Source organism: Lysinibacillus sp. 10T31 (assembly GCF_056394365.1).
In genome coordinates this window covers 1-20,884 of record NZ_JBFTHS010000031.1, presented here as the reverse complement: position 1 = coordinate 20,884, position 20,884 = coordinate 1, and the positions used below count along the sequence as shown (strand labels likewise).

The window sequence follows — 20,884 nt, the reverse complement described above, 5'->3', positions numbered from 1 at the left end:
ATATAACATTTAAAAATGTTGAAATATTCCTTTTTCGAAATGAAAACAGTTCTGCAGTGTAATGCCTTACAATTAAAAAAGAGTCGTATATCCAAAAGAAATTATCAAAAAAATAAGATGTAAGGAATATGAGGTTTTGAGGATAGGTCCTTTCAATTATTCCTGGGAAATAATTACGATTAATTGCTTTGATAATAAATCATATTTGTTTTATCCCCTTTTTTCTTTAATATAAACGAAGAATACTAAAATTCTGCGAAATATTCTGTATATAAGATTTTTTAAGGTGAATAGAATGGATAGCCTGAAACAAACACAAACACAAACACAAACATATCACTCAGTATTTATACTTCTCTCTTAATCAGAACTACCCGTTATATTGGTGATTCTGATTAAGAGCTGGAAACCATACCACAAGGAAGGGAAAATCCCTATACTGTGGACCTTTTGAGTCGGATACAGTTATGCAAAAATAAAGCAAGGGGGTCAAGGAAGTGTTTAATGATTTTAAGCTTATCGATGATCGTCCGGTTTATATTCAATTAAAAGATTATTTGAAAGAAAAGATTGTGAAGGGACACTTGCTGGAGCATCAAAAGCTTCCATCTACCCGTGAACTTAGTAAATTATTATCGATCAGTAGAAATACGGTACTGAATGCATATGCAGATTTAGAGCAAGAGGGCATGATCTATGCAGTGAAAGGAAAAGGTAATTTTGTAGGGAAAGTCGAAACGTTGAAAGCTTCATCTGTCGAATTTAATTGGAAGGAGAGGCTGAATAACGTTACCTTGTTGGCTGATGAATTAGATTTAATGAAGCAAGATATTCAATGGGAAAAAGGCATGATTTCCTTCAATAGTGTTGCCCCCGAAGAAAAGCTTTTTGATGTTGAAAATTTTAAAAGAGCTTTTCTGACTCGGATGTCCCTTGAAGGAGATATCGTTTTGAATTACGGATATGCAAAGGGCTATAAACCGTTAATCGAATACCTTCTTCACTATATGGAAGTGAAAGGCGTAGATATTTCCAACAAGGATATTTTGATTACGAATGGCTTTACCGAGGGGTTGGATATTTTATTATCTTCCTTAGCGAAAAAATCTGGACGTGTTATTTGCGAAAATCCTACTCACCATGCGGCATTAAAGCTTTTTCGCTTACACGGATTTGACATCCACGGAATCGACATGCAGGATGACGGTATCGATATTGAACAGGTTGAGAAAAGCTTATCGGAAAAGGAATTTGATTTTGCCTACTTAATCCCGTCCTATCATAATCCGACAGGTATTGTGACATCCTCTGAAAAAAGAGCTGAAATTATTAGGCTTTTTTCACAATATCAAATTCCGATTGTGGAGGATGGCTTTAATGAGGAATTACGTTATTCAGGTTCGCATTTAGCGCCGCTAATGACTTTTATCGGCGAGGGCAACAATGTTATTTATATCAGTAGCTTTTCTAAAATTCTTTTTCCGGGCTTACGTGTTGGATGGATATTAGCTGATAAGGAACTCATCCACTGTCTGGAAAGTATGAAAAGAGCACGTACAATTCATACATCGACATTAGATCAGGCTGTGCTTTATCAATATTTACAGGATGGTTATTTTGAAAAATATTTAAAAAAGGCTAAGTTCGTATATAAGAAAAAATATGAATTAGCCCGTCAAGCTTGCCATCAGTACATTCCTTTTAAAAGAATGACAGGAGATGGTGGACTTCATCTCTTTATTGAGCTAGAAGAAGGAATGGATGCTCGTACACTATTGAAGAAGTGCTATCAAAGGGGAGTTGTTTTTTATCCTGGTGACGTTTTTTACAGCAATGGCGAGGGCAGTAACACATTTCGATTAGGATTTTCTCGGCTAAAAGAAGAGGATATTGTGCGTGGTATTAAGATTATTGGTGATACTTTGAAAAATGAAATGGGGAGTTGAACATATGAAAGTTGGCGTTATTATGGGGGGCATTTCCTCGGAAAAGCAGGTCTCTATTATGACAGGGGAAGAAATGATCGCTCATTTAGATAACAGTAAATACGAAGTGGTTGCTATTAAACTAAATGAAAATAACACGTCAGAGCTTATTGAAAAGGTGAAAGATATTGATATTGCTTTATTAGCACTACATGGCAAATTTGGAGAGGATGGCACGATTCAAGGTGTACTAGAGGCTATGGGCGTTCCATATACGGGTAGTGGTATACTTTCTAGCAGTATTTGTATGGATAAAAATATTTCGAAAAAAATACTGCGTTATGAAGGCATTGAAACACCGGATTGGCTCCATCTTTCGAATTGCGAGGAGCTTCAGTTGGATGAATTAGACAAGATGGGCTATCCGTTAGTAGTAAAACCTAATTCGGGTGGTTCCAGTGTAGGGGTAAAAATAGTTTGTGATAAAGATGCCTTACTAACATCGGTTGCAGAAGTATTCAAATGGGATGCTGAAATTATTATTGAAAAATATATAAAGGGTGAGGAAATAACATGCTCCATTTTGGACGGGGAGCTATTACCGACTATTTCGATTCAACATACAGCGCAGTTCTTTGACTATAAGGCGAAATATGAGGATGCCGCTACGATAGAGGCGATTGTAGAACTACCGCCTGCCATACATGAACGAGTTGCTGAAGCCGCAAAAGCCAGCTATAGCGCATTAAAATGTAGTGTTTATGCCAGAATTGATATGATGATCCAGGATGGAGTCCCATATGTCATGGAGGTTAACACATTGCCAGGAATGACAAAAAACAGCCTACTCCCAAAAAGCGCATCGTCGGCAGGAATTACTTATACAAAACTTTTAGATAGGATTATTGAAATTTCCTTACAGGTTAGGGGATAAAGGGTTCATCACTAAAATTAAGATGAACCATATTAAAGTAGAGTGGAGTAGAGGCTGGGCGACTCCGTGGGGATTAGTATGAATAGTCAATAGAAAAAACACCTCTATGTTGATTTTTAAAGGGATACCCCAGTTTCAACAAAAGGTGTTTTCTCAGTTCTTAATTAAGCCTTAGATAATTCAATAAATCCATGTCCAAAGACATCCCGTACATCATGAATAGCAATAAAAGCATCCTTGTCTATTTCTTTGACGATTTTCTTTAGCTTTACAACTTCCTGTTTACTAATGACAATATACAGAATTTCTTTTTGCTCCTTCGTGTAATAGCCGTGGCCAGATAGAACCGTCACGCCTCGATTCATAAAACCATTCACATGACTGGCAATCTCTTCTGGATTTTTCGAAATAATCGTAACTGCCTTTTTCGGGTTTACACCTTCAATAACAAACTCCATCACCTTTGTTCCGACATAAAGCATAATGACAGTAAGCATTAATGCTTCTGCTCCGATAATAAAGTAAGATGAAAAAGCAACTATTAAATCAAAAAACAACAAACCGTAACTAATACTCCAGCCTAAATATTTGTTCGTCATTCTAGCTAAGATTGTTGAACCTGCTGTTGTTCCACCAACTCTTATAATTAAGCCAATACCAACTCCAGCAAACACCCCGCCAAAAATAGCATTCACAATAATTTCATTTGAAGAAATCGACCACGATTCTGTTAAATGTAAAAACAGTGAATGGAGGGATACTGCAATAATCGTATAAATAGTCGTTTGTCTACTTAAAAATCTATACCCAACTACTAATAAAGCTGCGTTTAATAAAAAGCTCACAATACTTGGCGACCATCCAAACAAATAATAGGCGATGATTGTTAAACCTGTTACGCCACCTTCACCTAAATCATTAGGTATAACAAATAAATTTACAGCCAGTGCGAAAAGCAGTGCCCCGATTGTAATCATTAAAAAATCCATAATGAACTTCTTCATATATACACCACCAAAACAAATTGATTTTTTCCTAAATACATACTATATCAAGTTCTAAACATTTTATATACTTTTTGGAATGTTTGTTTAAGATAACTCTATAATTGTTAGTATGTCCTTTATTAGAGAAAAAGTCGAATTGAAAAAATAGTTCATGAAACTGCTATTAATCATAATGTGGAATCACGCTGAAATCAGCTTATAATATATACTATATCCGAAACTTAAAGTTTGAAGTTAAAGTTATTGAAAAAGTAATCTTCAAAAACGAGGTGTGAAATAATTGGGGAAGGAAAATCTTTAAAGAACAAATAATAAGGGGTGTTAGAAGAAGTTATGAATCAATCGTTAGCAATTCGTAATATTAAAATGAGTTTAAGAATATTAAATGTATTATTAATAGCTACTATAGTTATTATATCATCATGTATCTTATTGCTTTTTGGTTTATTTGTTGTAGCTTTAACAGTCTCTGGTGAGAAGATTAGTAAACTAGTTTTAGATTCTAACATTGACATTTCTTTTGAATTTAATGGAATAACTGTTTTTTTAAATAAAGATATAATGAGTAATTTTGTTTATGATAAAAGTGAAACAATCATATTAATTTTACTCTCGATGATCTTTACGTTGATTGTTATGTCAATTTTTATTTTACTATGGAAATTTGTTGAATCTGTCATTGTTGGGGATGTATTTACTCTTAGAAATAGTAAAAGAATAGAGCTAGTAGCATATAGTTTATTAATTTTAAGTTTTTTAAGTAATACGGTTCAAGCATACTTAGTTTCAACGGTAGTACATATGTTTTTAAACAATAATGAATTAGACAATATTGAATGGATTCAATCCGTTTCTTTTAGATTTTTTGATATAAATTGGAGCATACTACTATGTAGTTTTATAGTTTGGACAATTGGTAGGATATTTAGATATGGCTCTTTTTTACAAGAAGAGTATGATGCAACAGTATAGGAAGTGAAGAAATTGACGATTATCGTAAGGTTGGATCGTGTATTAGCTGATAGGAAAATGCAATTAAGTGAGCTTGCAGAAGCAGTAGATATATCGATTGTCAATTTATCGAATTTAAAAACGGGAAAAGTAAAGGCAATACGTTTTTCCACGTTAAATGCAATTTGTAAAGTCTTGCATTGTCAACCAGGAGATATTATAGAGTATGCTGAAGATGAGGATACCTTTGAGTAAAGAAATTTCTAAGCCGTACTATAGGATGGAAATACGAATAAGTACATTTCTAGAACAAGTTGCATAGGATAACCTTATAATGTGTGAGGGGATTGAGAAAATGTACTACATTCCTTATTACGGAAACAACATGCCTATGTATAACTATGGAGATCAGCTAGTTTATTGGACACCTCCTTATCAGACGGGGTACGCGAACAGAGCTGAACCTTCTCGTTTTTCCAATGGTGGAAATATTGTATTAAAAGATTATGGAGCTCAGCCACTTGTCATCAATCTTAAAGATGCGGCTAAGCAAAATGATACGTATCGTACTGCTCTGTGGACGGGAAAGAACTCACAGATTACTTTAATGAGTATTAATGCTGGTGATAATATCGGTTTAGAAGTACACCCAAATGTTGATCAAATTTTATATATTGAACAGGGTGAGGGACTTGCTCAAATGGGCCCGAGTAAAAATAATTTAAACTATGAAAGAAAGGTTTATGAAAATTATGCTGTAGTAGTGCCTGCTGGAACGTGGCATAACGTCACAAATACAGGGAGTATACCATTAAAGCTTTATTCGATATACGCTCCTCCAAACCATCCATTCGGTACGGTACATGTTACGAAAGCAGACGCTATGGCCTCAGAAGCAGGTTACGGTCAAGGCAATGAATAATCAATTTTAGATAGGAAGCTTTTTCCTCGATAAATACAAGCATAACTATAAAAGACAACTCCACTTAGAGAAGTTGTCTTTTTTGTCGTCGTTTAAATGAAATATATATAGATAATAAGCCATTCAATGTTAAAAGAGTAACCATCATTATGGTCAAAAATGCAATATCAGGAGCAAAATATCTAATAGTGTGCCAAGGTGTTTCTATACTATAGCTTAATAATGGAATGGAGATAATGGCCAAAACTAAAAGTATAAAACCGAATATACCCGACACGCGTCCTTTATTAGCTTTAACCTTTAATAGAAGATAAATAAACAACACAAAAAGTAAACATAATATAGCAATTGTTATGACTTGAAGTGTTGGTTTATATTTAGGTGCGTCAACGGGCTCTTTTCCATTTAAAATATTAATAATCCCTTGTTTCAAGTATAGTAGTGACTTTTCCTCTAATATATGACTTTTATTAGTGAGAATCACACCGCCCCAATCGGTTTCTGGTATATAAAATACTTCTGAGCGTGCGTCAGGATTTGAACCAGAATGCCATATCATTTCTTCTTTAGATTCTGGATATGAGATTCGTACTCCAAGTCCGTAATATCGATATTTACTAGTTTGAACAAATGGGGATATATAAAGGTTCAACGCATTTTTACTTAAAAAATTGTTATGTTCATGGTGACTAAGAAGTTTAATATACTGCACCAGATCTGTTGCACTTGCCGTTATATATCCATATGGTGTCCCGCCATTATCATAGGTGACTGCGCTTTTTACAGGGTGACCGAGCCATGATTGATAACCAGATAAGTATCCTTTTTCATAGGCCAGGCTACTATTAGCGGCTGCATTTTTCATCCCCAATGGAGAAAAAACTTGTTCCTCCATATATTCAGAAAATGGTTGTTTGGTAACCTCTTCGATGAGAGCTCCAAGAATAGAAAAGTTAGCATTACTATATTGATGTTTTTCTCCAGGAGCAGCAGTCAGCTTCACATTCGATAAACTTTCTACATTTTCCTTTATCGCACTCAAATCTTTAGATTCCTTGTCCGATATAGCTAAGCCAGAATAAGTGCTTATCCCACTTGTTTGCGTAAGTAACTGTTTAATCGTTATTTGAGAAGCGGCTTGTTTGTCTTTTAGGGTAAACCATGGCATATACTTTTGAACTGGATCATCTAATTGAATGATGCCTGCATCAACCAATCTCATGATGGCTAAGCCCGTTAGTGATTTACTAATAGACCCGACTACAAATGGAGTTTCAGCAGTTACCTTTTCTTCGGATTCTCCCGTTACGCCCCACGATTTGGAATAAAAGATATCATTTTTATGAACAATAGTAATAGATGCCCCTGGAATACGCTGCTCTTCTAAAAATTTTTCAACATAATTATCTATAGTACTCTTAATGTCTTGCTCTGCGGCATCTGCGGTAATTTGTGAGACTGGTTGAAATAGATAGAGAGGAATCAATAATAAACATACTAATATAGTTTTATATATTGGTTTTTTTTTCATTGTTGTTTTCACCTATTTCCTTCGAAAATTTTCCCTTCATAATTATGACCTTTAATCCACGAAGTGAATTTACAAAAATATAAACTTCTTTATAGTATATGATATTTGTTGTGTAAACTATTCGAAAGAACATGTCGTTGTCGACGAAAGTGAGAACTTAAACATTCAAGGTATTCGTCAATTTATAGATTTATTATCTGAGGAATCACGGATAGATGCTACAGCCATTCAAACAGTTGGGAGCAAAGGATATTATGGCTTTATTTTGGGGGTTGTGAAGTAAGAAGCTATTATTATAGAAATACAACTAATAGTTTGAAGGGTGGTTTTAACATGAAAAGAGAATACATTATCAAATATGAAGAGCGTTTGCGACAAGCAATGCTACATGGAGATGTCAGAGCTCTTGAAGAACTTATCGATGATAACCTAATCTTTGTAAATCACTTCGGACAAAACTTAACGAAGGAAGCGGATATTGAGGCATATCGTTCTGGGTTACTGAGTTTTACAACTATCAATTTTTTAGATCAAAAAATAATTCTATTAGAAAATTCAGCTGTGACAGTGACAAGGGCTGCCCTAAAAGGAACATACGGCACTGAGCCAATTGAAAATGAAATGTGTTATTCACGTGTTTGGAAACTGAATGGTGAGCATCTAATCATTGTGTCAGGTCATTGTAGTTCTGTTCCAAAGTAAACTCTTCATCAATTCTCTTTCAATTTCTTTTTTCTTGGGGATGACATTTATTAAAACGTATGCCCTGTTTATAAGTTGATTGGAGTGAAGGCTGGGCGACTCCTCGGGGATCAGCGTCACAGATGAGACCCTGCAGCGAAGCGAAGCGGCTCATCGGACGCCCCCAGGAAAGCGCCCAGCCGGAACGGAAATCAACCCTACGCTATGGTGATGAGCCCAATTTTATGCATTGGAGGGTAATGTGGATGGACTATAAACTATTCGAAGATGAAATTGAAGATTTAGTGGAATTATTAACTCAAAACAAGTGGATGTATCATACCGACCAAAATGTAAAAGAGGAATCCATTCGAAAAGCATATGCAGAAGGATACTATCACAGCGATCGCGAGACGCATTGGATAATTGATAATGAGGAAAAGGTCGGGGTTATTATCATTCATGACATAAGTGATACGATTCCATTATTCATATCCGCTTAGATTCACGTTATAGAGGAAAAGGATACGGAGTACAAACCCTCCTTTGGTTACAAGATTACCTGTTTGGAGAAAATGGTAAGATTCGTATCGAGGGTTATACGAGAGTTGATAATATTGGTATGAGAAAATGTTTTGCGAAAGCTGGTTTTGTAAAAGAGGGCTATTTAAGAAATGCTTGGGAAAACGCAGATGGTACTGTAACAGATAGTATTGTTTATGGTGCAATCAAAGATGATTGGATTTTAGGTAGCACAACGCCTATTAAAATCGATGACATCCCATTTTAAAGACAAAGGTAAAAAGGGCGCTGAGGAATGTATACGGAAAATGATCTGTTAAGAGCTTTAAAAAAATCCTGGTCAATTCAATCTAGCTCAAAGTGGAGTATAGATAATCCTGCAAAAGGACAATGCGGAGTCACAGCATTAGTTGTAAATGATATTCTTGGAGGCAAAATTTATAAAACGTGGCTTGATGAAGGCTGGCATTTTTATAATATTCTCGATGGGGACAGGAAGGATTTTACACAAGAACAATTTCCGTACAACCTCGAATATCAGGATGTTCGTTCAAACAGAGAAGAGGGTTTTCAAGATACGAATGATATCCAATATAGCTATCTAAAATTACAAGTGTATGAGAATTTAAGAAAAAGCTAGGGAGTGAAAGTGTTATTCCGGTTGAAAATCTACATTTGTTTATTTTTAAATTTAAAAGCTACTTACCGAAAGTTGGGGATGGTATATATGATGTAAAATAAGTTGATTGGAGTGGAGACTGGGCGACTCCTTGGGGATTAGCGTCACAGATGAGACCCTGGAGCGAGCAACGCGAGTGAAGCCGCTCATCGGACGCCCCCAGGAAGCTTTGCTCTGTGCGAAAGCGAAGCGGCAGCAATTGTTTTATCTGTGCGAAAGCGTAGCGACAGCAACAACAAAGCGCCCAGTCGGAACGGAAATCAACCACCCGTTATAGTGATGAGCCATATTAATTAAAAAGCTATGCAGAGATGTTGTAACCCTGTAACATCTCTGCTTTTTTTAAAACATTAAACAAACTTGTTGACGTAAATTAAACCATCATGTTATTATTATCTCGAATTCAAGATAACTAAATTCAAGATAAATGAATTCGAACCTTTTAATCCATGTAGAAAAGTTTTACTTTTCATCATAAGGAGGTAATCATATGGGTTTTTTAAATAAATTATTTGCTTCAAAAAAAGAGGAGGAAAAAACAATGGCAGAATTAAATATCGGGATTATTATTGGATCAACACGTGAAGGTCGTGTAAGTCCACAAGTAGCACAATGGGTAAAAGAAATCGCAGATAAACGAGGCGATGCTAATTATACAATTATTGATATCGCAGATTACAAATTACCTTTACTTGGTGAACCAGGGCAAGATGCTTCAGGTGCTCAAGGTTGGTCAGAAATTGTTGCAAAACAAGATGGATTTGTATTTATCGTACAAGAGTACAATCACTCTATTACAGGTGCTCTAAAAAATGCACTAGATTATTTACGTGTAGAATGGAATAACAAAGCTGCAGGTATTGTATCGTATGGTTCTGTAGGTGGTGCACGTGCAGCTGAACATTTACGTGGTATTATGGGTGAGCTTTTAATTGCAGATGTCCGTGTACATCCAGCATTGTCACTATTCACAGACTTTGAAAATGGTACTGATTTCAAACCAAAAGAAGTGCAAACAGATTCTGTTAACCAAATGTTAGATCAATTAATTCCTTGGTCAAAAGCTTTATATACAATTCGTTAATCATGTTTAACTTATTTCAGCGGGTGTCCAAACACCCACTGAAATAGAGGAACTCAGTCTAAGAACGTCACGTCCTGCGGCATTACCGAAATGACCGACATCGTGTCGGCCCTCACGCAGGCCAAAGCAAAAAGCCGATTCCGTACGCAATTATGCCGAGGCATAATTGATAGATTGAGGTAGAACGTTATTGGATAAAGTATAGGTGAGAAATACATTTATCATGAAAGGGACTGTTAATATGAAAAAACATACTGCGGGTATTCACCATATCACAGCCATTGTAGGGCATCCACAAGAAAATATTGATTTTTATGCTGGTGTATTAGGCTTACGTTTAGTTAAACAAACGGTAAATTTCGATGACCCGGGCACATATCATCTTTACTTCGGTAACAAAGGTGGTAAACCGGGGACAATTATTACATTCTTCCCATGGGCAGATGCTTATCAAGGTCGCATTGGTGATGGTCAAGTTGGTGTAACTACTTATGTTGTACCAGAGGGAGCACTACCTTTTTGGATTAATCGTCTTGCGAAATTCGCTATTCCATTCCAAAAAGCTGACCGCTTTGGAGAGCAAGTAATACAATTTGATGATCCACACGGACTTCATATTGAATTAGTGGCACGTGCGGAAGGCGAATTGAATGAATGGACATTTGGTGAAGTAACTCCTGAGGTTGCGATTAAAGGATTTGGCGGTGCAACACTTTATTCAAGTCATCCTGAAGAAACAGCAAAAGTCTTAACTGAAGTCATGGGGCTTGAGAAAGTAGCAACGGAAGGTGAGTATACTCGTTACAAATCCAGCGCACATATAGGCAATACAGTAGATTTAAAAGTGGTTCCTGGTATGCGCGGTCAAATGGGAGTAGGAACAGTTCATCATATAGCTTGGAGAGCCCAGGATAATGCGGATCACCTAGAATGGCAAGAGTATGTAATGAATCATGGACAACATGTAACCGAAGTGAAAGATCGTAATTATTTTAATGCGATTTATTTCCGTGAACCTGGTGAGATTTTATTTGAAATTGCGACAGATCCACCTGGATTCGCTCATGATGAAACACCTGAGACAATGGGTAGCCAATTAATGTTACCAGCTCAATACGAACAGCATCGTGAACAACTAGAAAGAACATTAATACCGATCGAAGTGCGTGCGCTTGATTAAGGAGGATGAGCCGTTTGATTTCGATTGATCCTACGAAAAATACTGAGCGTGAAAACTATAAATTATTAATTGGTAGTATTATTCCGAGACCAATTGCCTTTGTTACGACAAAGTCAGAGCAAGGAGTCATCAATGGTGCACCTTTTAGTTTCTTTAATGTTGTGTCATCAAATCCACCGATGATTTCTCTAGCAATTCAAAGACCGCAGGGGCGCATAAAAGATACCGCTCGACATATTCAACATCAGCAACAATTTGTTGTGCATATTGTAGATGAGGATAACGTTAAGCAGGTGAATGAAACGGCAGCTTCATTACCTGTAACTGAAAGTGAAATTGATAGAGCTCAATTTACATTAACCGATAGCCAGTGTATATCTGTACCAGGTATTCAAGAGGCAAAGGTTCGCATGGAATGTCGTTTAGTACAGACGATTCCTTTGATGAATGGCGACGAACAGACGGGTGATTTGTTCATTGGTCAGGTTGTACAATTTCATATAGATGAGACCATTTATAATGAAGGTCGTATTGCCCCAAGGAAATTAAAAGCGGTTAGCAGACTAGCTGGCTCAAATTACGCAAAAATTGGAGATATATTTGCGCTAGAACGTCCTCAATAAAAAAATGCGAAAATGTTGATATGACAGCATTTTCGCATTTTTATTTTATTCTAAAATTCTTTCTATATTCACTAAATCTTCTTTAGTTAATCGGATATCGGTTGCTTTCACATTGGTAGCCACTTGGTTTTTATGTTTTCCGCCTGGGATAACTGCATCAATGCCATCTTGAGCTAATAACCAAGCAAGCGCTAGATTTGGTAATGTCGTTTGTTTTGCCTCTGCAATTCCTTTTAATCCATCTACTTTTAATAATGTTTGTTCAAATAATTCACCTTGGAATAAAGGATCCGAAATTCGCCAGTCTCCAGTGCTTAACTTAAAGTCTTTTGTATACTTGCCACCAAGTAGGCCATATGCAAGTGGACCGTATGGAATAAATGAAATATCATTTTTTACACAATAAGGCAATAAATCTTGCTCTGCTGAACGGTTTAACATATTGTACGGAGATTGTAACACTGAAATATCATTGTGCACATTAGCTTCTATAAGTTGATCTAATGTAACATTTGAAATGCCTATTGCTCGGATTTTTCCTTCTTCTTTTACGCGTGATAATTCACCAATCGCCTCTGCAAGAGGGGTCTCGTTGTCTGGGAAGTGTAAATAGTAAAGGTCTACATGATCCATCTGTAGACGATTTAAGCTATTTTCAAGTGCACTTCGTAAATATTGCGGATGATTATTTGTTTTTACTGAACCATCCTCAAACCAATGTCTACCTCCCTTTGTCGCTAAAACGAAATCTTCCCTGGAGTAATTTTTTAATACTTCGCCAACAAGTTCTTCTGAACGCCCTTTTCCATATATGTCAGCTGTATCGAAAAAAGTTATCCCTAAGTCAAGAGCAGCGGAGACTAGCTCTTTCCCATTTTGTTCATTTAAGTTTTCATATAAGTTATGGCCACCTACAGCATTCGTCCCAAGACCAATTTCGGAAATCTTAATATTTGTTTTTTTTAATGTATGAAATTTCATATTTCTACCTCCTCTGTTTTCTGTAATCAGAATAGAGTAAAAAAAATATTTTACCAACATACAAAGTTATAGTTTCATATATAGAAACAAAAGCGTTTTAATTGCAAATAGAAGATCGGTTGAAATTTTCTTTTATGCTAACAGGTAATTGATTTCTTCCGTCAATTGCTTGCTTGCCTCTTCTAACCTTTTGACAAATGACCGTATGGCCGTTTTCTTAATTTGATTCGTCGAACCGTGCAAAGCAATTGCGCCGGTGACTTCTTCATTCACATAAATCGGAACTGCAATACAAATTCTATCTACATTCGTTTCTTCATTATCAACAGCATATCCTTGTGCTTTAATGACCTGTAAATGAGGGATCAATAGACCATAATCATAGAAGGTCTTTGTTGTAAATGTATTTAGTTCAATACTATTTAATAGTTCACGTTGTTTTTTAGCTGACAGATGAGCTAATACTACTTTTCCGAGTGCGCTTGAATGCATAGGTGTCCGAGTATCGATTGCTTGATAAGCAGGATGTTCAAAAGGCTCCCTAATCACATTTTTTATCACCATCTCACAATCTTCCAAAATACCAATGTAAGTAGTTATTTCTTCTTGGCGAGCTAATTGATATGGCGCCACGAGAGACGTCCATTGGATATCTTTGTGCCAATATAAGTGCTCATCCCTAAAGATATGCGGATTTAATTGATAATACTTATTATATTTAATTACATAATTCATTTTTTCTAGCGTATAAAGCATGCGAAAAACAGATGTCTTATTCATTGATAGTTCTTCCATAATTTCAGTTAATGTAAGAGAATGCTTTTGACGTAATACATCTAAAATCAAAAGACCCTTTTTTAATGTTGATACTTCATAGGAATCCATGTTGCCCTCTCCTAACTTCTCAAATAACTTATTATAGCCTATACAAAGCCATGAAATACTCATAGAAACCATTCTTACTATTATAACGGTAATCTTTTATAACTTCTCAATCTTCAAATATAAACGATCTCAAATTTGTAAAGTAGTGGACAATTATAAAAAATGTCAGTGTTTTTTTGTATGAAGTGTTGATTCTCCTCTTACTGGAGGTAATACACTTTGATTTGAATCAGCAAGATCAAAAAAACAAGGAGGTTTTTCATTATGAGGTCTATTGAATTGTTTTATATCATCTTTAATATTGTTTTGCTAGGTTGGTTAGTCTTTGGTAGAAACAAGTCACGGCAAGGGGTGCTGATAGGTGGTGGTATGTCTATTCTATTTCTGCTTGTCCATGGGATCATAGAAGGTATGCGTTGGCAAATGATTCCGACCTATTTAATGACATTATTTTTTATCGTTGTTGTTGTGATAAGGCACTTTTTTAACCCAAAAGATCAAAAAGAACAACAATCAAATATGTGCCGGTCACGCGTTGTTCTTAATCATTAGCTGTACTTTATTCTGCTGTAGCAGTTAGTCTGCCTATCGTGCTTCCGGTATTTACTTTTGAAAAGCCAGTGGGTCCGTACAAAATTGGAACAGTCACCTACGATTGGGTGGATACTCAAAGGGAAGAGACTCTTACACCGGAGCCTGATGACAAACGCGAATTAATGGTACAAATCTGGTATCCTGCTGATACGACTGCTAAAGGTAATACAGCTCCTTATATTTCCGATTCTGATGTTTTTGCAGAGGGGTATAGTAAAATCCTGAATTTACCGAAGTTTTTATTTACAAATTTTGGTCATGTCAAAACACATGCTATTGAGAACGCTGAGATTTCTAATCAGGAAACAACCTATCCGGTGCTCCTGTTCTCTCATGGTTTTAGTGGACATAAAAATCAGAACACTTTTCAAATTGAGCAATTAGTCAGTCAAGGCTATATCGTGGTAGGCATGGATCATACTTACAGTAGCACGACTTCAGTCTTTTCTGATGGTCGTGTAGCAAATTACGTGCCGCAAAAAACTGAATCAATTGCATATTTAGATAAAGCAAATGAAGGTTGGGTAGAAGATGCTAAATTTGTGCTGGATCAAGTGGAGCAGCTGGCCCAGAATGATCCTGAAAACCGTTTTACAGGTCGAATGGATATGGAGAATGTAGGTATGTTTGGTCATTCCTTTGGTGGAGCAACAAGCACCCAAATGCTAATGACAGATTCAAGAATAAAAGCAGCTCTTAATATGGACGGTGTTTTATATGGAAAACTCCGAGTTCCTGTGGATGGGCTGAAGAAGCCGTTTATGATGATGAGTGCCGATGACACAATCAGAGAGGCGAAGGAAACGGATGGTAAGGAGCTCATCGAGTTTGTAAAGGAAACTTTGCCACGGTACGAGTATGTAACTGTGGGGGGAAACTATTGGATGAAAATTAAAGATATGAAGCATATGGGCTTCTCCGATTTATACCTGTTTTCACCGCTTTATGAACGGATGGAAGGGGTCGATATCCAAAAGGCATACCGATTAATTAACGATTATTCATTGGATTTCTTCGATCATTATTTGAAGCAACAGCCATTCAAACTATTGGAGCAAAATATAGGCGATCATCCAGAGTTTACGTTACTGAAAGGTTGACTACCAAAACGAATAGTTGAGGGTGTTTAGCCCTCGATTATTCGTTTTATGATTCTTCCATATGTTCAAGCCGCCATTCTATTCCTTGAAATAGTAATTGATTGGCTTTTGAGAGTTGGTAGTATTGTGGGCTTAGAATAGCACATAACGTTTCGCATCGTTCGAGTCGTTTGGTTTTGGTTAATTGAATATATTCTGTAAAGTAGCGGAAGTGATCTTCTTTATTGTCCAATTGCTGTGAGTTCGCATACAGCCTAGCAGTGTCGTCGATAATGGTCTGTACAATCGGACTGTTGGCAGGCAATTTTTGCTTCAGCGCCTTATTCAATCGATCATGGATGTTCTCAAGCTTTCTGACCAATGTTGTAGCATTATATTTTGACTGATCAACAATATTAAAGTACAGAAATTCAGTGTTTTTCAAGTCTTTTATAAACTGAGGATCATTTATGAGCTCCTGTAATTCATGCCAAGTAGCTGTTTGTTTGGCGGAGCCTTTCACTTGATTAATAATATATTTATCAAAATAATAAAAAAACGAATTTTTCCACTCTTTAGGAATGCCAATTAATAATTGGGATTCCTTCAATTTTTTACCGATAAATTGTTTTTTATGTTCGGCATTTATTGTTCGTGCGTTTACTAAGTTATGAATATACTGCAATGAATCCCCGTCATGTTCCTTTGCTTGACGAAGAATCGATATCATTTCCATAAGCGTAGTAACCTGTGTTTCCATCGATTCGATCTGCCAATCAAGTGTTTTATCAACTGATATTTCTTCAGATATCATTTTGCTTATTTCATCAATTCCGAAATCCAGATAACGCAGGTTTGTAATCATTTCAAGGCGCCATATATCTTCAACTGTGTACAATCGATGTCCACCCTCAGTATAACTTGTAGGTTTCAGCAATCCAATTTCGTCATAGTAACGGACTGTCTTTATCGTGGATCCTATCATTTTAGCTGTTTCACCTATTGAATATTTTTTTTCTTCCAAATGATTACACCTCCTGATTGGATCACTTATATCTAACAATGATAAATAAACAAAAGTCATTATGCTAGTAAAGAATTTAGTTCTCTTATTTTACGATAAACGGGAAATAGATTAATCCTTAGAAGGTTGAATGACATAAATTGCAGGAATCAATAACAACTATTGCATTAGGAGAGATCGAGAGAAAGGACTTATCAGGCAAGTAATGCTGATTATGGCACTAATTGAGGAATTGGACTTGCACAACTGTGAAGTTTAGCTTCTTCATTCAGCAACGTAACATAAGTGAACTATTAACTTGTTTTCTAGTAAAAAGATAAATTGTTATAATAATCTAATTGTTGACTCAATTCGAAAATGCGGATAATATACTGTTTATTGATAAAAATACATAAAAATGAAATTTATTTTCTTTTTTGAAAGTGGAGTGGTTATTATGGCGAATTTTTTACGAAAGAAGTCAATCGAACAAGCCAATAAAATAACTGAAGTCGAACGTTTTAAACTTAAGCGTGAACTAGGGTCGTTGCAATTATTGCTGTATGTACTAGGGGCTACAATAGGAGCTGGCATTTTTGTACTGCCAGGAACTACAGCTGCTTTACATGCGGGTCCTGGTGTTGTTGTTTCATTCTTAATAGGGGGTCTTGTAACGATAGCAGTTGGATTAGCCTATGTCGAATTCGCAGCGATGGCCCCTGTTGCCGGGAGTGCTTACACCTATTCTTATATTGCGTTAGGTGAAATGATTGCTTGGATAATCGGTTGGGATTTATTATTGGAATTTATCGTTATTTCTAGTACAGTCGCAGTTGGCTGGAGTGGATACGTCAATTCGTTTTTACAATCTGTTGGAATTCACTTGCCAGAAGTTTTAACAAAGGATATTGCTCATGGTGGGATTGTGAATCTACCTGCTGTGGCTGGTTGGCTTATTGTAGCTTGGATTTCAATGAGTGGAATTAAAAATGTGGGTCGATCAAATATGTTATTTACAGCTGCAAAGGTTGGCGCGATTATTTTATTCCTTGCTATTGGGGCTTTTCACGTTAACCCTATAAACTGGACACCGTTTACACCGTTTGGTTGGTCAGGTGTAATGGCGGGAGCGGCACTAGTGTTCTTTGCCTTTACCGGATTTGATGGTGTAACAACAGTTCTTGAGGAAGTAAAAAATCCACAAAAAACAATACCAAAAGCTTTAATTGGTGGTCTAAGTATACTAACGCTTATTTATGCAATTGTTGCACTAGTATTAACAGGTATTGTACCATCCCCTGAGTTGGATGTTCCAAATCCTACTGTATATGCACTACAATCTGTTGGGATTCAATGGGGCGGTGCTATCATTGCAGTATCAGTTATTTTTGGATTGCTTGCTACGATGATTGCAAATACAACAAGTGCGACACGCGTGCTGTTTGCCATGAGCCGAGATGGGCTTCTACCAGAACGTATTGCACAAACTAATAAAAAAACAGGAGTACCTGTATTATCAACTTTAATTGTAGTTGTAACAGGTATTCTCTTATCAGGATTTTTATCGATCGGAGAATTAGCGGAATTTGCTAACATCGGCGGTTTAACTGCTTTTGCTTTAACAACAGTTAGTGTGGTTGTTCTTCGCTATACACGACCAGATCAACCACGTGTATTTAAAGTACCTGCGCTATGGCTTGTAGCAACTGTAGGTGTTGGAGGATGTATTGTATTAATTTTTAGTCTACCGTTATTTACTATAGTGCGCTTTTTGATTTGGTTAGCGTTAGGTTTAGTTATTTATATAGGCTATGGATACAAGCATGCTAAAATAGGCTCTAAAAATGAAGATCTATAAATAAGATGAAGAGGCTGGGAAAAACTCTTTAAAAAGTGCGAGAAATCAACGTTTCTAAAATTGATTTCTCGCACTTTTCTAATATGAAATTCTTAAAATCCGGACGCAATTATGCCTCGGGCCGCGTTTTTATAACAACATTTAAAACAAATCTAGACGCACACCCTTGTTAATTTCAACATATAATAAGTTTACATTTCCTTACAGGCCCAGGCATCAATCTCAACCTTTAGGGAAGGAGCTGCAAGCGCAACTACATACATCAATGTCATACACGGAAGGTGATCACCAAGAAAGTCGTTTATTATTTGCTTTCTTTGATCTACATTAATTTCCCCAACCAAATAAAGGATTATCTTCGTTAAATCTTGAATTTCCATATTCGCACTTTCAAGATTCTTCCTGATGTTTTCTAATGCCAACTTCATTTGAGCTAATGGCTCTTCAGGTACAGTCCCGTCTTCTTCCATTCCTATTTGTCCAGATAGTGTTAACCATCTTTGTGGTCCTGTCACTTCAATTTGATGTACATAAGGAGCAACTGGTTGATGAATGTCCTTCGGGTTTCTTGCAACTTTCACATAATCAATCCTTTCTATCAATAGTTTAAAATTTTTATAAGAATATCATACTAAGACTAAAGATAAAAAATCTAATTTTAGTACTATCCTAAAAGAACTTACATTGGCTATCATGGTGTTCAAAGGGTTATAATAGACTAATAGAATTAAGGCTTTTAACGCTGATACGGCTTTCAAAAATATTGTTATTAATTTGATAAGGCATAATATTCTTTTTGCTCCTTGGATTCATTAATTTCTTCGGAGACTTATAAAGCGCAAGCATTTAAGTCTTATTCTAGGTATTCATGGGAATAATAATCCAATGAAGGGGGCGTTTACATAAGAATGATACGTAATGTTTTACATCAATTTATTAATTGTTTTTGTTCATTTGATAGCGAAACCCAAGCAGTAAAGGCAGCGAAGCCGTTTTGTAGAAGGAGTGAATACATGAGTAATTTCTTTCGAAGCAATGGATTTAAACGTTTTTTAATCCTAGCTGGGATCGCTATTGCACTATATATGATGCGAAGTATGATCAACCTTATTCTTCTCACGTTCATTATGACTTACTTGATGAATCAACTTACCACGAAAACAACAAAAGAGATTAGAAAGTACGTACGGGTGGGCGAGAAGACTGTGACGGTTACCCTCTATCTTTTACTTGTTGCAGGTATTGTTGCAATTATTTATAATTATTTGCCTATCGTGACCCAACAAATTACACAGCTCTTTGATCTTATTGCTAGCTTTAGTCTCAATCCAAATGATAACGAGATTGCGAGGTATTTAGCTCCAACCTTTGAGAAGATTGAACTGGGTAAATATTTAGAGCAGGGTGTAGACATCACGCTAAAAAATCTTACGAATATAGGTAAAATCATTTTGCATATATTCATCTCACTAATTTTGAGCTTGTTTATTTTACTTGAGAAGAAACGTATTATAGAATTTACAGCAAAATTTAAAGATAGTAAAATGAGCCATCTCTACGATGAGCTACATTATTTTTCAAAGATATTCATTCGTTCTTTCGGTAAAGTTATTGAGGCACAGTTCATTATTGCCGCTGTCAACTGTGTTTTATCAGTTATTGCATTATACATTATGGGCTTCCCGCATTTAATTGCGTTGGGGATTATGCTCTTCATACTGGGATTAGTGCCAGTTGCAGGGGTCATCATGTCCTTGATTCCTCTAACTATAATCGCATACAGTATCGGTGGTCCTATGTACATTGTCTATATTTTGATGATTGTTATGGTACTACATGCATTGGAGGCATACTTCTTAAATCCAAAGCTGATGTCTGCCAAGACGAATCTTCCAATTTTCTATACATTCATCGTCATTCTCTTCTCAGAGCATTTTCTTGGTGTATGGGGATTAATTATTGGTATTCCATTATTCATGTTCCTTCTGGATATTCTAGGAGTTACGTCCTCAGAGGATGAACTGGAGCAGGCGATGGAAATACAAGAGGATAAAAAAATTGAATAAAGTTTTCGTTCAAAAAGGAATCAAGTGTGTATGATTCCTTTTTGTTTTTGTTTATAGGAAATATTTACATATGCTAAGATGAACTATGAATGTGTTGACAAGTTAGGGGGGAGAGAAGTGAGTAATTTTATTAAGTTGCTAGATACGAAAGCAGCCCATGCAAAGCCTAATTTTGATATGGCAATACTTTGCATGGGGTGAATTTCAATATTTGCCTTGAAGTATTTCTTATGACGGATTGTAATATTAAGTGCAACACTCAGAAATCAATATAAAGGAAGCCCATAACGACCTCGTGTAGAATGTAGTTACCACACCAACATTCAAACGGAGGAATCGTTATGAGCTATACCCATCTTACCATATCAGAACGTGTAAA

23 protein-coding genes and 2 pseudogenes are annotated in these 20,884 nt (G+C 36.1%); 19 read left to right on the top strand and 6 right to left on the bottom strand.

Going from position 1 to position 20,884, the window contains the following annotated elements; translation table 11 throughout:
* Window positions 1–497: 497 nt before the first annotated feature.
* Entirely contained in the window at window positions 498–1,946 is a 1,449-nt protein-coding gene (gene pdxR, locus AC1DCY_RS17700) for a MocR-like pyridoxine biosynthesis transcription factor PdxR (RefSeq protein WP_477352268.1), read from the top strand.
* 4 nt (window positions 1,947–1,950) lie between these two features.
* Window positions 1,951–2,859 (top strand): D-alanine--D-alanine ligase, encoded by a 909-nt coding sequence (locus AC1DCY_RS17695; RefSeq protein ID WP_477352266.1) that lies wholly within the window; start codon window positions 1,951–1,953, stop codon window positions 2,857–2,859.
* A gap of 164 nt (window positions 2,860–3,023) precedes the next feature.
* On the opposite strand, the gene AC1DCY_RS17690 is transcribed toward AC1DCY_RS17695, so the two are convergent.
* Window positions 3,024–3,863, bottom strand: coding sequence for a YitT family protein (locus AC1DCY_RS17690; protein WP_477352264.1), 840 nt, complete (start codon window positions 3,861–3,863; stop codon window positions 3,024–3,026).
* Between the two features lie 336 nt (window positions 3,864–4,199).
* On the opposite strand from AC1DCY_RS17690, the gene AC1DCY_RS17685 reads away from it, so the two are divergent.
* From AC1DCY_RS17685 to AC1DCY_RS17675, 3 genes are all read left to right on the top strand, one after another.
* Complete coding sequence (locus tag AC1DCY_RS17685; protein WP_477352262.1) at window positions 4,200–4,838, top strand: DUF2975 domain-containing protein; 639 nt, start codon at window positions 4,200–4,202, stop codon at window positions 4,836–4,838.
* A 12-nt stretch (window positions 4,839–4,850) separates the two neighbouring features.
* On the top strand, window positions 4,851–5,072 hold the full coding sequence (locus AC1DCY_RS17680; RefSeq protein WP_477352261.1) for a helix-turn-helix domain-containing protein: 222 nt from the start codon (window positions 4,851–4,853) through the stop codon (window positions 5,070–5,072).
* Between the two features lie 100 nt (window positions 5,073–5,172).
* Window positions 5,173–5,739 (top strand): cupin domain-containing protein, encoded by a 567-nt coding sequence (locus AC1DCY_RS17675; protein WP_477352259.1) that lies wholly within the window; start codon window positions 5,173–5,175, stop codon window positions 5,737–5,739.
* 64 nt (window positions 5,740–5,803) lie between these two features.
* Here the strand turns inward: AC1DCY_RS17675 and AC1DCY_RS17670 are convergent, their stop codons facing one another.
* The gene (locus AC1DCY_RS17670; RefSeq protein ID WP_477352257.1) at window positions 5,804–7,270 is read right to left on the bottom strand and encodes a serine hydrolase domain-containing protein; all 1,467 of its coding nucleotides are present in this window, start codon (window positions 7,268–7,270) and stop codon (window positions 5,804–5,806) included.
* Between the two features lie 160 nt (window positions 7,271–7,430).
* Between AC1DCY_RS17670 and AC1DCY_RS17665 the strand changes: the two are divergent.
* From AC1DCY_RS17665 to AC1DCY_RS17620, 10 genes and pseudogenes are all read left to right on the top strand, one after another.
* Window positions 7,431–7,553: pseudogene (locus AC1DCY_RS17665) on the top strand (methyltransferase); the annotation flags it as partial.
* 50 nt (window positions 7,554–7,603) lie between these two features.
* Complete coding sequence (locus tag AC1DCY_RS17660; RefSeq protein ID WP_477352255.1) at window positions 7,604–7,972, top strand: nuclear transport factor 2 family protein; 369 nt, start codon at window positions 7,604–7,606, stop codon at window positions 7,970–7,972.
* A 122-nt stretch (window positions 7,973–8,094) separates the two neighbouring features.
* Entirely contained in the window at window positions 8,095–8,454 is a 360-nt protein-coding gene (locus AC1DCY_RS17655) for a hypothetical protein (protein WP_477352253.1), read from the top strand.
* Window positions 8,436–8,543, top strand: a pseudogene (locus tag AC1DCY_RS17650) (GNAT family N-acetyltransferase); the annotation flags it as partial. The gene AC1DCY_RS17655 and the pseudogene AC1DCY_RS17650, both read left to right, overlap by 19 nt.
* A 30-nt stretch (window positions 8,544–8,573) precedes the next feature.
* Window positions 8,574–8,741, top strand: a complete 168-nt coding sequence (locus AC1DCY_RS17645; RefSeq protein ID WP_477352251.1) for a hypothetical protein — start codon at window positions 8,574–8,576, stop codon at window positions 8,739–8,741.
* A gap of 27 nt (window positions 8,742–8,768) precedes the next feature.
* Entirely contained in the window at window positions 8,769–9,113 is a 345-nt protein-coding gene (locus AC1DCY_RS17640; RefSeq protein WP_477352249.1) for a YunG family protein, read from the top strand.
* Between the two features lie 130 nt (window positions 9,114–9,243).
* Window positions 9,244–9,429 carry a hypothetical protein gene (locus tag AC1DCY_RS17635; RefSeq protein WP_477352247.1) on the top strand — a complete coding sequence of 62 codons (186 nt, stop codon included), beginning with the start codon at window positions 9,244–9,246 and terminating at the stop codon, window positions 9,427–9,429.
* 213 nt (window positions 9,430–9,642) lie between these two features.
* A complete protein-coding gene (locus AC1DCY_RS17630) occupies window positions 9,643–10,236 on the top strand; it encodes an NADPH-dependent FMN reductase (protein WP_477352245.1) in 594 nt (197 codons plus the stop codon).
* Between the two features lie 241 nt (window positions 10,237–10,477).
* Window positions 10,478–11,416, top strand: a complete 939-nt coding sequence (locus AC1DCY_RS17625) for a ring-cleaving dioxygenase (protein ID WP_477352243.1) — start codon at window positions 10,478–10,480, stop codon at window positions 11,414–11,416.
* A gap of 14 nt (window positions 11,417–11,430) precedes the next feature.
* Window positions 11,431–12,039, top strand: coding sequence for a flavin reductase family protein (locus tag AC1DCY_RS17620; protein WP_477352241.1), 609 nt, complete (start codon window positions 11,431–11,433; stop codon window positions 12,037–12,039).
* Window positions 12,040–12,084: 45 nt separating this feature from the next.
* Here the strand turns inward: AC1DCY_RS17620 and AC1DCY_RS17615 are convergent, their stop codons facing one another.
* Both AC1DCY_RS17615 and AC1DCY_RS17610 read right to left on the bottom strand, forming a co-directional pair.
* Window positions 12,085–13,020, bottom strand: coding sequence for an aldo/keto reductase (locus AC1DCY_RS17615; protein ID WP_477352240.1), 936 nt, complete (start codon window positions 13,018–13,020; stop codon window positions 12,085–12,087).
* A gap of 132 nt (window positions 13,021–13,152) precedes the next feature.
* Window positions 13,153–13,905 (bottom strand): IclR family transcriptional regulator, encoded by a 753-nt coding sequence (locus AC1DCY_RS17610; protein ID WP_477352238.1) that lies wholly within the window; start codon window positions 13,903–13,905, stop codon window positions 13,153–13,155.
* Between the two features lie 264 nt (window positions 13,906–14,169).
* Between AC1DCY_RS17610 and AC1DCY_RS17605 the strand changes: the two genes are divergently transcribed.
* Window positions 14,170–14,457, top strand: coding sequence for a hypothetical protein (locus AC1DCY_RS17605; RefSeq protein ID WP_477352236.1), 288 nt, complete (start codon window positions 14,170–14,172; stop codon window positions 14,455–14,457).
* A gap of 38 nt (window positions 14,458–14,495) precedes the next feature.
* Window positions 14,496–15,599: an alpha/beta hydrolase family protein gene (locus AC1DCY_RS17600; RefSeq protein WP_477352234.1), complete on the top strand. Its 1,104-nt coding sequence runs from the start codon at window positions 14,496–14,498 to the stop codon at window positions 15,597–15,599.
* Between the two features lie 46 nt (window positions 15,600–15,645).
* Here the strand turns inward: AC1DCY_RS17600 and AC1DCY_RS17595 are convergent, their stop codons facing one another.
* The gene (locus tag AC1DCY_RS17595; RefSeq protein WP_477352232.1) at window positions 15,646–16,602 is read right to left on the bottom strand and encodes a MerR family transcriptional regulator; all 957 of its coding nucleotides are present in this window, start codon (window positions 16,600–16,602) and stop codon (window positions 15,646–15,648) included.
* A gap of 436 nt (window positions 16,603–17,038) precedes the next feature.
* On the opposite strand from AC1DCY_RS17595, the gene AC1DCY_RS17590 reads away from it, so the two are divergent.
* Window positions 17,039–18,439 (top strand): amino acid permease, encoded by a 1,401-nt coding sequence (locus tag AC1DCY_RS17590; RefSeq protein ID WP_477352230.1) that lies wholly within the window; start codon window positions 17,039–17,041, stop codon window positions 18,437–18,439.
* 191 nt (window positions 18,440–18,630) lie between these two features.
* On the opposite strand, the gene AC1DCY_RS17585 is transcribed toward AC1DCY_RS17590, so the two are convergent.
* On the bottom strand, window positions 18,631–19,020 hold the full coding sequence (locus AC1DCY_RS17585) for a RidA family protein (protein ID WP_477352228.1): 390 nt from the start codon (window positions 19,018–19,020) through the stop codon (window positions 18,631–18,633).
* A 432-nt stretch (window positions 19,021–19,452) separates the two neighbouring features.
* Here AC1DCY_RS17585 and AC1DCY_RS17580 point away from each other — a divergent pair, with 432 nt between their 5' ends.
* On the top strand, window positions 19,453–20,505 hold the full coding sequence (locus AC1DCY_RS17580; RefSeq protein WP_477352226.1) for an AI-2E family transporter: 1,053 nt from the start codon (window positions 19,453–19,455) through the stop codon (window positions 20,503–20,505).
* Window positions 20,506–20,884: the final 379 nt, after the last annotated feature.